This is a genomic window from Winogradskyella luteola, assembly GCF_019203985.1.
Lineage (GTDB): Bacteria > Bacteroidota > Bacteroidia > Flavobacteriales > Flavobacteriaceae > Winogradskyella > Winogradskyella luteola.
Genome location: NZ_JAGSPD010000002.1, coordinates 393,954 through 404,980, shown reverse-complemented (window position 1 = coordinate 404,980; position 11,027 = coordinate 393,954). Strand labels below are relative to the sequence as shown.

General features: G+C 33.4%; 12 protein-coding genes. 9 read left to right on the top strand and 3 right to left on the bottom strand.

Annotation, left to right across the window (positions count from 1 at the left end):
• On the top strand, positions 1 to 844 hold an 844-nt coding region (locus KCG49_RS03950), incomplete at its 5' end, for a tail fiber domain-containing protein (protein WP_218544881.1).
• Positions 845 to 972: 128 nt separating this feature from the next.
• On the opposite strand, the gene KCG49_RS03945 is transcribed toward KCG49_RS03950, so the two are convergent.
• Positions 973 to 1,836 carry an AraC family transcriptional regulator gene (locus KCG49_RS03945; RefSeq protein ID WP_218544880.1) on the bottom strand — a complete coding sequence of 288 codons (864 nt, stop codon included), beginning with the start codon at positions 1,834 to 1,836 and terminating at the stop codon, positions 973 to 975.
• 181 nt (positions 1,837 to 2,017) lie between these two features.
• Here KCG49_RS03945 and KCG49_RS03940 point away from each other — a divergent pair, with 181 nt between their 5' ends.
• From KCG49_RS03940 to KCG49_RS03930, 3 genes are all read left to right on the top strand, one after another.
• Positions 2,018 to 3,712, top strand: a complete 1,695-nt coding sequence (locus tag KCG49_RS03940; RefSeq protein ID WP_218544879.1) for a right-handed parallel beta-helix repeat-containing protein — start codon at positions 2,018 to 2,020, stop codon at positions 3,710 to 3,712.
• Between the two features lie 319 nt (positions 3,713 to 4,031).
• Positions 4,032 to 4,313: a hypothetical protein gene (locus KCG49_RS03935; RefSeq protein WP_218544878.1), complete on the top strand. Its 282-nt coding sequence runs from the start codon at positions 4,032 to 4,034 to the stop codon at positions 4,311 to 4,313.
• Positions 4,314 to 4,433: 120 nt separating this feature from the next.
• On the top strand, positions 4,434 to 4,757 hold the full coding sequence (locus KCG49_RS03930) for a YtxH domain-containing protein (protein ID WP_218544877.1): 324 nt from the start codon (positions 4,434 to 4,436) through the stop codon (positions 4,755 to 4,757).
• 87 nt (positions 4,758 to 4,844) lie between these two features.
• Here the strand turns inward: KCG49_RS03930 and KCG49_RS03925 are convergent, their stop codons facing one another.
• Entirely contained in the window at positions 4,845 to 5,426 is a 582-nt protein-coding gene (locus KCG49_RS03925; RefSeq protein WP_218544876.1) for a GNAT family N-acetyltransferase, read from the bottom strand.
• A gap of 23 nt (positions 5,427 to 5,449) precedes the next feature.
• Positions 5,450 to 6,088: an alpha/beta hydrolase gene (locus tag KCG49_RS03920; protein ID WP_218544875.1), complete on the bottom strand. Its 639-nt coding sequence runs from the start codon at positions 6,086 to 6,088 to the stop codon at positions 5,450 to 5,452.
• 183 nt (positions 6,089 to 6,271) lie between these two features.
• On the opposite strand from KCG49_RS03920, the gene KCG49_RS03915 reads away from it, so the two are divergent.
• The 5 genes from KCG49_RS03915 to KCG49_RS03895 all read left to right on the top strand — a co-directional run bounded on the left by KCG49_RS03915 (position 6,272) and on the right by KCG49_RS03895 (position 11,010).
• Positions 6,272 to 6,697, top strand: a complete 426-nt coding sequence (locus KCG49_RS03915) for a PaaI family thioesterase (protein ID WP_218544874.1) — start codon at positions 6,272 to 6,274, stop codon at positions 6,695 to 6,697.
• A gap of 3 nt (positions 6,698 to 6,700) precedes the next feature.
• Positions 6,701 to 7,819: a chorismate-binding protein gene (locus KCG49_RS03910; protein ID WP_218544873.1), complete on the top strand. Its 1,119-nt coding sequence runs from the start codon at positions 6,701 to 6,703 to the stop codon at positions 7,817 to 7,819.
• A 30-nt stretch (positions 7,820 to 7,849) separates the two neighbouring features.
• A complete protein-coding gene (gene menD / locus KCG49_RS03905) occupies positions 7,850 to 9,607 on the top strand; it encodes a 2-succinyl-5-enolpyruvyl-6-hydroxy-3-cyclohexene-1-carboxylate synthase (protein WP_218544872.1) in 1,758 nt (585 codons plus the stop codon).
• Between the two features lie 106 nt (positions 9,608 to 9,713).
• The gene (locus KCG49_RS03900; RefSeq protein ID WP_218544871.1) at positions 9,714 to 10,052 is read left to right on the top strand and encodes a DUF2853 family protein; all 339 of its coding nucleotides are present in this window, start codon (positions 9,714 to 9,716) and stop codon (positions 10,050 to 10,052) included.
• Positions 10,053 to 10,179: 127 nt separating this feature from the next.
• Positions 10,180 to 11,010: a CvfB family protein gene (locus tag KCG49_RS03895; RefSeq protein ID WP_218544870.1), complete on the top strand. Its 831-nt coding sequence runs from the start codon at positions 10,180 to 10,182 to the stop codon at positions 11,008 to 11,010.
• Positions 11,011 to 11,027 lie beyond the last annotated feature (17 nt).

The following is an 11,027-nucleotide window of genomic DNA, read 5'->3' as shown; positions in this document are numbered from 1 at the left end:
GGGCAACGAGAGCTTTACCGCGGGCAGCGGCACGTCCTCCGAAGGGGATTCCTCCATTGCCATGGGGACTTCGAACACCATCGGTGCCGACGGCGACAGTGCCGTGGCCCTGGGGAGCGGTAACGGGATAACGGCAGTAGGCGCAGTAGCACTGGGGACCAACAACACGGTGTCCGGAACGGGAGGGTTTGCAGGTGGCAGCAACAATATAGTTTTGGGATTTAATGCAACAGCTTTGGGATTAGGCTTACGTGCTAACTCTTATGCAGAGACTGTTATTGGTTATAATAGCTCAAATTATGTACCTTCAAGTACAACAAGTGCAGTGGGAACGGATCGTTTATTTGTGGTTGCCAATAATACATTGGGTAATGCAATGACATTATTAAAAAATGGCCGTTTGGGTTTATCTAGAATTCCAATTACAAATATTTTAGAAGTAGAAGGTAATGCTTCAAAGAATGCTGCAGGTGATTGGTTAGCTAATAGTGACCGACGTCTAAAGAAAAATATTAAAACATTTACAGAGTATGATGCTTTACATAAGCTATTGCAAATGCGTGGTGTGACTTACGAATGGAATGACAAACAGACGGGAACCAATAGGCCAAAAGGTCAACAATATGGTTTTGTGGCTCAAGAACTTATGGAAGTTTTTCCAGAAAATGTAGTATTAGACAACCAAGGCTTTTACCAAACGGCTTATGGAACCTATGATGCTTTATATGTACAGTCAATTAAGGCTTTACACAATAAAATTGAAATTTTAGAACAAGAAAACAAAGTACTCAAAACTAAGCTTGAAGAGTTGTATGAGATGGTAAAAGCAAATGCAAGTAATTAGAAATTATCAAAGCATCTGAAAGCTGTCATTCTGGATTAAATAAAGAATCTTTTGTAAAAAAATGAATGAACTTCTTCGTTGTGTGTCCGAATGACAGCTATACACTATACTTTCAGATTATTATATACTTATTGAATAGGAATATAAAACTCCGTCTTTAATTTCTCTTCGGCTACTCGGTCTGGATGACTGATGTACTTTTCTCTACAAGGGGCATCTCTCAATTCGTATTCAGTGTTGAGTAACCACTCGTTAAACATATAGTCATAGACTTCTGCAAAATACTTGTAACTTCCTTGGTATAAGAACACAGCGAACTTCCCGCCTTTAAGTACCTTAATGCCAATGTCACCATTGGGTTTGGCATCTTTATGAATGATGAGACAAGCATCATAACGTGTTTTTTCTAGATCCGTTACATTTGGATCATCGTACGGTAAGCCAATATGTTTAATGCCCTTGGTAAGTAGTTTTTGTGCTTTTACCTCTGCCCAAAGCTTTTGCCATGCTGATGCATAATCTAATTTTTGATATGCGCCATGCATGGTGTAATACAAACACTTTTGATCTTCTAGGTCTAAAATTTTTGGTTTTTTAATGTTTAATTCTTTAGTCTTCATGATGTTCTGTTTTTTTATTATGAATTCTTTTTTGCTACGGTGTACACTTGGGGATATTCCAAAGTGATTTTTAAATGCCTTGGATAGGGAAGATGGTGTTTCAAAACCCACACTATACGCAATATCTTCAATGGAGTTATCTGTATAGCGAATCATTTTAGCGGCAGTTTCCAAACGTGTTCTACCAATGTAAGCACCTAGAGGTTCTCCGAGCATAGCACGTGTGATACGGTGAAAGTGGTAGGGTGAAAAATGCGACAACTCTGCTAAACGTGCAATATCAATCTTAGTATCTAAATGGTTATGGATATAATCTACAACACGATTAAGATTTTGCTGATAATAATGCTTTGTTTTTGGTTGCTCTGCCATGTGGTATTGGTTCTATGAAGACAAAATTAAATATAGTGGTTGGCTATTACTTTTCCAATCTTGCTATGTTGATTGAAAAATACGTAACGTTACGTATAGTAAAGGAACATTTTTTGGTTTAAATTTATAGTGCCGAACACAGTCGGGTTTATCTAATTGTTGTAACTAATCTATAGAAAATATGAACTACCTTTTAAACTATCTATTCTTAATCATCCCTTTTGTTTGTATATCCCAAACTGAAATAATTATTACGGGTGGAAATCAATTGGATATTCAAAATGCTATAACTGATTTTAATAATTCTAGCAATGGGTATGGAACCATAAGTATCAAGGGGGATGTTTTAATTCAGCAAAATATTGATATTCCTTCAAAAGTCACACTTAAATTTTTTGATGGAAATAAGTTCGTAGTTAGTAATGGGATTTCTTTAAACATTAGAGGTCATATAAAAAAAATAATTAATCAAATTTTTGAAACAGCAGAATTAAATCACAGTATAAAAATATATAATCAACCCGTACATCCAGAATGGTTTGGACAATGCTCTTATCAAAGCACATCAGGAGGAAATCTTCAAGATGATATTCAAATACAAAAATCTATCAATTCTTTAGAAGATGGCGGAAAATTAATATTTGTAGGCAATAAGTATTTAATAAATAATGAAATTGATATTGACATACCATCGGTTAAATTAATTGGAAAAGGTTCTTATTCGTCAGGGAGTATTATTTCATCTGATTTGATAGCTACAAACGATAGCATCCCAAGTATATTCAATATAAAAAAATACGGATTAATAATTGAAAATTTAAATTTCACAAAGCAAACTACAACTAATAAAGGGGTTAATGCCACTGGCAAAGCCTTAAATTTTGTTCGAGCTAATAAATCCAAAGATTTAGATGCATGGGTTTACAATTGTAGATTTTCTCATTTCAAATATTGTATTTATGGTGAAGGTGCGAATCTTAAGATTACAGATAACCTTTTTGCTAGCTCTTATATAGGGGTCATTATTCGCGAGGCACAACTAGATGTGTCTAATTCTGCTCAAACCAGAGGACATATAATAGAAAGAAACAGATTTCATTCAATTGGAAGCTATTTAAGTGACTCAACATTGAATGGCTCTACATGTGTAAAAATAAGTCATATTGATGGTGTAAGTTTACCATCATTACCAGAGGAAGCATTTACTGTTCGAGGTTATTATAATCAAATTAGTAATAATTATGCTGATGATTGTAAAACATTTTTTGAAGGAAATGTCGATAGAACCAAAATAAATAATAATACAATTCTGTTCTCTGGGGGAACAGCAATTAAAGCTTTTGGTGGTTACATGGGAGTAATAAGCAATAATTTAATTGATGGTTCGTTTACTTGGAATGCTAATAAACTATATCCTTTTCTTGAAACTGATACTGAAGGGTTATATGCTTTTCCTAATGGACATGGAATCCATGTGAATTTTGCTCACTTCATGACAATACACAATAATCAAATTCTAAACAAAAGGTTTCATGGAATTTATATTGAAAGGTCAAAGAATTCATCAATTCAGTCTAATACAATAATGAATTTTAATCGACATAGATTTATTAAACGTTCAGGGGAAAACCCTATAGTTAATGATGGAAGAATCTATGACGGTATTCATATTGAAAAAGTTCAAGACAATGATCCTTTTACGGACGACAAATACAATACTCAAAACATTGTCACAAATAATACTATTTCAATTCCACACAATAAGATCGAAGGTAATTTTGGGATTTATGTTGGTGATGGTGATGATTCTGGTTTTGTAAAAAATAATTTTATTACTTCTACTCGGTTAATTCAGGCTATAAAAATTGAACAATAAAATAAAAATTGACCATGTATTGACTTTTAGTAAATTAATTGTTTTTGGTTGCTCTGCCATGTGGTATTGGTTCTATGAAGACAAAATTAAAGATAGTAGTTGGCTATTACTTTTCCAATCTTGCTATGTTGATTGAAAAATACGTAATGTTACATATTGACTTTATGCTTTTATCACTATAAATTCGCTTATATTTACTGAATTTTTATGCTGAGCTTATCAGCTTTGCTTTAGTATCATCCTGTATAAGGCATTAAAATAGGACTTAGTACCACAAGCTGTACATTTTTGAAAACAATATCTAAACAAAAGAAATTGAATGAACGAATTGGTAGAACAAAACGAATCGTTAAAAGAAATTCATTGCATATTTAATAGTGCCGAGCCTAAAATAATTGGAATAGTATACAGGATTATTAATGAAGAAAATCCAAACTATACTTGGGAAATCAGTCACTATTGTAGATTGAACAATGAAAAGGATTGCTATATACCTTCCGTACCTAACAGAGATTCATTAGAGGATACAGAACACGAATTAATGACTTATATGAAAAGGTTTGAAAAGGCTGTAGACTGGACAGAGAATAAAAAATTTTGACTTCAACAAAAAAAAACAGAAATTTATATTCTACTGAATAAGTATATCTTACCAATTGTAACAAATCACAAAACTTTGCTACCTATAAGTAAACAGGTTTAACTTAAAAAAAGAAAAGATATGATTCAGTTTAAAGGAGCTTTAGTCTTAGGAGCAATGATTTGGGCTGGTGTTGCCGTTTTATTGGCACCAAAAAAAGGAAGTGTAACAAGGGACAAGCTTAAAAAAGAAGGCAAAGATGTAAAAGATAAAATTACCCAAGACTTTAAAGAAGTTAAGGACGATTTATCCAAGGCAGCAGCATCGGGAAAAGATAAATTTAAAGAAGACTTAAAAGACTTTGCTTCTAAAACAAGTTATAAAACAGAACAAGCGATTACGTTTTTAGAGAAGCAATTGGCAATTCTTAAGGAGAAGAACAAAACACTTCAGCAAACAAGCTAAATTTCAATATCGTTCAGAGTGAAAGCAATGACTGTCAACATATAACAAATTGAGTTCTTCAGTGATTGTTTTGTTTCTGGATGATGCTTAGTTATTTTTTATGGTGTTTTGCAGGTTTGTCTTTATACTTGGCCATTCCTCTTTTAAAATTCCATAGCAACATGTACTGCGTTTAAAACCATCTTTCATAAGGGTATCTTTACGTAAGATACCTTCTAGTGTTGCGCCTAATTTTTCAACAGCGCGTCTCGATTTATTATTACGCTCATCAATTCTAAATTCTACTTTTTCAAAACCTAAAGTTTCAAACGTATATTGTAGCATCAAAAACTTCATATTAGCATTCAACCCTGTACCTTGAAAACTATGTCCTATCCATGTCCAACCAATGTGCAATACTTTATTTTTCCAATTAATGAGGCCAAATCTTGTAGAGCCAGCATAGGATTCTTTCTTTTTGTCGTAAACTATAAATGGAATTATGGTTTTATGATAATACCCATCAACAGCAACTTGTACGTAAGACCTTAATTTTTCTGGTGTAGAAATATCGGAAGGTGAATAGAAGATGAGATCTTTTTCTTTAGCCACAGTTTCTAAATGACTGTAATTGCTGAGATCTAATAAACTTAATTTTACGCTTTCGTTTTCTAGGGTAGGAGCTTTCATGTTGTGTAAAGGCATCTTTTTAATTAAACCAATTCATTTATGTAATCTACATTAACCACGTGCTTTCCTTCAAATGGGAGAATGCTCACTCTATTGCCAAATAAGTCCTTAACTCTTAACGATTCTTGCTCTATGCGAGTTTCATCTAAGTATTCGTCTTTGGTACCATAGATTAATTTTACTTTGGTGTTTTTTGATAAATATTTAAAATCTTCGGATGTTAATTCTTTTGGGATTCCGCCAGAATGTAAGACCAACTGAGAGCATTGCAATCGGCGTTTTGCCATGTAGCGCATTGCAACACTAACACCTTGGGAGTAACCTAATATAATGAAGTTTAGATCTTTCGGAATTTGCTCTGCATCAAAAATGGCATCAAAATAGTTGAGGATATTTTGCATTCCGACTTCGGTTTCATCTTTAGTTAACCAATTGGCACCGACATGCATTTTTGGCTGAATGTAGTACTTGCTCGGGGCTTGCGGTGCAATGATATAATTGTCTTTAGAATCTAAATCTTTAAAATATCTCAAAAAATAACGACTGAGATACCCCATACCATGGCAAACAAACCAAACTGTTTTGGTATCTGCTGTAAGCTTGTTTAAAGTTGAATAAGAATTAGTGGACTGGTAGCCAATCTGTTGCTCAGTAGACTTCATCTATTTAAATTTTGTAATAAACTGTTTTATCATTTAATTATGCCAGTTGGTATTGATTATGGTTTACCAAGTATTCATTATGGGTTTTCATATATTCGATATTTAAATCGAAAACCATAAATCGTTTATCGTAAATCAAAGAATGAGTATCTTTGCTTTCGACTATAAAAATACTGTATTTCTATGCAACAATCTAAAGAAGAATTTCTGGCCAAAGTTAATGCTGTGAGTAAAAATACGCTGATGGAGACCTTGGACATAGAAATGATAGATTATGGTGATGCTTTTTTGGTGGCAAGAATGCCGGTAACACCAAAAGTGCATCAACCAGACGGTGTTTTGCACGGAGGTGCGACAGCAGCTTTAGCAGAAAGTGTGGGTAGTTTTGCATCCCACATTTTTACAGATATTGAAAATTACTTTGTTAGAGGATTAGAGATTACGGCCAATCACCTTAAAAGTGTAAAGGATGGCTATGTTTATGCTAAGGCTACGTTTTTGCATAAAGGCCGCACCACACAATTGTTAGATATTAGAATTACCGATGAAGCAGATAATCTCGTCTCTATTTGTCGTCTGTCGACCATTTCATTACCCAAAAAGAAGTAATGGATGACAACTATTAATTCATTATTTGAAGCTCTAGAAAATCAGTACAAAAATCAATTGCCATTTGTAGTTTATAGTAGGCCTATTAATTCTGTTATTAAATGCTGGTTGCAAGAAGATGACATACTGCATACAACTTCTAGTTTTACTGAAAGCGGATTTGTATTTGCACCATTTAACTTAGATAATGACAGTATTTTATTTCCTCAAGATTCCTGTAAACATCACACATTAGAGATCAATCACCTTAAAACTGCTAGTAATTATGTTGAAATTGAAGTAGATGAAACCAATAGTGACAATCATATTAAGCTTGTTAACAAGGGAATTGAGCACATAAAAAATAAAGCTTTAGAAAAAGTTGTATTGTCTCGGCAAGTTGAAAAAAAATTGAGTAGTGATAAACCTTTGGAAACTTTTAAAAGGCTATTTAATACCTATAAAAATGCAATGGTCTATTGTTGGTATCATCCTAAAGTGGGGCTGTGGTTAGGTGCCACACCAGAATTATTATTTAAAGTAGAAGGAAAACGTTTAACTACGATTTCATTGGCAGGTACTCAACCTTATTCTGAAAATTCTGATGTACAATGGACGCATAAAGAATACGAAGAACAACAAATAGTTACAGATTATATTACAGATCAAATAGCACCTTATACAAGCCAAGTAAATGTTTCGAATGTAGAGACCGTAAGAGCAGGAAATTTGCTTCATCTTAAAACATATATTACCAGCCTTATAAAAGATACTTCTAGCTTAAAATCAATAATAGAAGCATTACATCCTACACCAGCGGTTTGTGGTTTTCCGAAACAAGAAGCAAAAGATTTTATTCTCAAAAATGAAAACTATAACCGTGAATACTATACAGGTTTTTTGGGAGAGCTGAATTTAAAACAGATAAGATCGAGAAACACAAATGCTCGTAATGTAGAAAACAATGCCTACGCTACAGTAAAAACTGCATCTAACTTTTACGTTAACCTGCGTTGTACACAGATAAAAGAAAGCAAAGCATTGATTTATGTTGGTGGTGGAATTACTAAAGATTCCAATCCCGAAAAAGAGTGGGAAGAAACCGTAAATAAAACCAAAACTATAGTTAACGTTTTAAGTTAAAACGAAGAGATTTCTTATTTTTACAGTTTGATGAATTACTCTAAAATTCCCTTATCCCAAACGGTAACCACCTTATGCAAAACGCATAACGTGAAGCATATTGTTATTTCACCTGGTAGTAGAAATGCACCATTGACTATAGGTTTTACTCACGATGATTATTTTGAATGTTATAGTATTGTAGATGAGCGTTGCGCCGCTTTTTTTGCTCTAGGTATTGCGCAGCAAATACAAAAACCTGTTGCCGTTATTTGTACCTCCGGAAGTGCGTTATTAAACTATTATCCTGCAATATCTGAAGCCTATTATAGCAATATACCTTTAGTTGTACTATCGGCAGATCGACCAAAGCACTTAGTAGGCATAGGTGATGGACAGACCATAAAGCAAAAAAATGTTTATGGTGAGCATGTGCTATATAGCGCCAATCTTAAGTTAGATTTAAGAGAAGGAAAGTATAAGAATGAAGAAGAGTTACCTATTTTTAAAAGTATAGAACATAAATTAGAGCTCTTTTTGGGATTGCAAAAAGATATTCAAACTTATAATGAATCTGAAATCCATGAGGCTTTAACAATATCTCGTTTAAAAATGGGACCTGTACATATCAATATTCCATTCGATGAGCCATTGTATGAAACAGTTGATGAATTATCGATTGCACCAAAACCTTATGTACTTAAGAGTAATATTGAAAAAGTAGATGAATTTGAAATAAAGAGTCTACTGGAAGTTTGGCAAAACGCCAAGCGGAAAATGATTTTAGTAGGTGTGCTTCAGCCCAATTCCGTTGAAGTAGAATGGTTACAGCAAATAGCTGATGACGATAGTATTTTGGTGTTTACGGAGACGACTTCAAATTTACATCATCCCGATTTTTTTCCGGGGATAGATAAAATTATTGCGCCTCTAAACGAAGATGAGTTTCAACAACTTCAACCCAATATTTTATTAACATTTGGGGGATTGGTAATTTCCAAAAAGATAAAAGCGTTTCTACGGCAATATAAGCCAAATTATCACTGGCATATTGGCCTACATAAAGCAAACGATACATTTTTCTGTCTAAATGAGCATATAAGATTATCTCCAAATACGTTTTTCAGTACTTTTTTGCCACTTGTAGAATACTATACTAAGAGCGATTATAAAACCTCTTGGTTAACCGTAAGACAAAAACGACGAAAGCTACATGATGCGTATTTAAAAACGGTTCCTTTTTCAGATTTTACGGTATTTAATTCAATACTAAAGAGCATACCAAAACAAAGCCAGTTGCAAGTTGGTAATAGTTCGGCCATAAGATATACACAGCTGTTTCAGTTAAGAAAAGATATTGACGTTTTTTGCAATAGGGGCACAAGCGGTATCGATGGTAGTACAAGTACAGCTATTGGTGCAGCTGTAGCTTCAAAAAAACGAACCACTTTTGTTACGGGAGATTTAAGTTTTTTCTATGATAGCAATGCGCTGTGGAACAATTATATACCAAAGAATTTTAGGATAATAGTTATTAATAATAATGGAGGAGGAATTTTTAGAATTTTACCAGGTCATAAAAATACCGATAATTTTGATGCGTATTTTGAAACCAAACATTGTCTAACCGCTGAGCAATTATGTAATATGTATGGGTTTAACTATGTGAAAGCAGATGATGAGACCAGTCTAAAAGATAAACTCGAAACATTTTACGGAGCATCAAAACAACCTAGGCTGTTAGAGGTTTTTACACCTTCAACCATAAACGATAAAGTGCTATTAGATTATTTTACTTTCATAAAATAAATTTTAGGTTAAATAGTGTTAAGAAGTGACTAATCAACTTTTAACGTGTCTAAAAAATACTTACCTTAGTGAGATAATATAAATAAACTTAAAACAAATTATTAAAATGAGTAAAAGAGATGAATTAATCGCAAAGTATGCGGCAGATTTAAAAGATAAATGTGGCGTTAACGCTGACATGGATTTATTGACTAAAGTTACTGTAGGTTTAGGACCTTCAATTTATAATGCAGATTCATCAACAGTATCTGGTTCTGATGAAAAAGAATTAGCTACTGTAAAGAACAACTTTTTAATAAAAAAATTAGGATTAAGCGATGGTGCTGATTTAGATAAAGGTATAACTTCTGTTATGGATACTTATGGTCAATCTAACAGAAACAAATATAGAGCAGTTGTCTATTATTTATTGGTAAAGCATTTTAATAAAGAATCTGTGTATTAGCAGACTTATTTCAAAAAGTATTAAAGCGTTATAATTTTGTTATAGCGCTTTTCTTTTGTTTTAAATTACTATTTGCTGATAGATGAAATAAATTTCAGTATCTCACTAATATCAATACCTTTGTATTATGATACATTTAGGCGAATACAATACACTCGAAATTTTAAGAGATACAGAACCAGGTTTGTTTTTGGGCGATGGAGAAGAGGGTGAAGTTTTGTTGCCCAACCGTTATGTACCTGAAGTATTTGAAATAGGTGATAAGATTGACGTATTTGTATACTTAGATAACGAAGAACGACCAGTAGCAACAACAGATCAACCTTACATAAAAAAAGGGGATTTTGCTTTGTTGCGTTGCAATCAAGTAACAAAATTTGGAGCTTTCTTAGATTGGGGCTTGGTAAAAGAACTATTCTGTCCATTTAAAGAGCAAGCCTTTAAAATGAAAGCTGGTGGCTGGTATTTGGTACATTGTTATTTAGATGAAGAAACTGAGCGTTTAGTGGCTTCGAGCAAAACCAATCACTTTTTAGACAACAAAGAGTTGACCGTTGCTCAGTTTGATGAGGTTGATTTAATAGTTTCGCACCCTTCTGACATCGGAATGAATGTTATTGTCAATAAAAAGCATTTAGGTTTGGTGTTTAAAGATGACATATACAGGGACATTAGTGTTGGTGACCGATTGAAAGGTATTGTAAAAAAAGTACGTCACGATAACAAGCTGGATATATCTCTTAATCAAATAGGCTATAGAAATATAGAACCCAATGCGGAGCTTATAATAAACAGTTTAAAAGATAATAACGGCTTTATTCCTTTGCATGACAAATCGAGCCCAGAAGACATAAAGGAACAGCTTCAAATGAGTAAGAAGAGCTTTAAAAGGGCAATTGGGTCACTTTATAAGGATAGACAAATAGACATAAAGGAAGACGGCATTTACCTTAAATAACGTGAGTTCGACATAAG

What these genes read in the sequence shown, in the direction of transcription:
- KCG49_RS03900 (WP_218544871.1), top strand. Translation starts at nt 9,714, where the DNA reads ATGAGTAAAAGAGATGAATTAATCGCAAAGTATGCGGCAGATTTAAAA.
- KCG49_RS03910 (WP_218544873.1), top strand. Translation starts at nt 6,701, where the DNA reads ATGACAACTATTAATTCATTATTTGAAGCTCTAGAAAATCAGTACAAA.
- KCG49_RS03920 (WP_218544875.1), bottom strand. Translation starts at nt 6,088, where the DNA reads ATGAAGTCTACTGAGCAACAGATTGGCTACCAGTCCACTAATTCTTAT.
- menD (WP_218544872.1), top strand. Translation starts at nt 7,850, where the DNA reads ATGAATTACTCTAAAATTCCCTTATCCCAAACGGTAACCACCTTATGC.
- KCG49_RS03935 (WP_218544878.1), top strand. Translation starts at nt 4,032, where the DNA reads ATGAACGAATTGGTAGAACAAAACGAATCGTTAAAAGAAATTCATTGC.
- KCG49_RS03940 (WP_218544879.1), top strand. Translation starts at nt 2,018, where the DNA reads ATGAACTACCTTTTAAACTATCTATTCTTAATCATCCCTTTTGTTTGT.
- KCG49_RS03925 (WP_218544876.1), bottom strand. Translation starts at nt 5,426, where the DNA reads ATGAAAGCTCCTACCCTAGAAAACGAAAGCGTAAAATTAAGTTTATTA.
- KCG49_RS03915 (WP_218544874.1), top strand. Translation starts at nt 6,272, where the DNA reads ATGCAACAATCTAAAGAAGAATTTCTGGCCAAAGTTAATGCTGTGAGT.
- KCG49_RS03895 (WP_218544870.1), top strand. Translation starts at nt 10,180, where the DNA reads ATGATACATTTAGGCGAATACAATACACTCGAAATTTTAAGAGATACA.
- KCG49_RS03945 (WP_218544880.1), bottom strand. Translation starts at nt 1,836, where the DNA reads ATGGCAGAGCAACCAAAAACAAAGCATTATTATCAGCAAAATCTTAAT.
- KCG49_RS03930 (WP_218544877.1), top strand. Translation starts at nt 4,434, where the DNA reads ATGATTCAGTTTAAAGGAGCTTTAGTCTTAGGAGCAATGATTTGGGCT.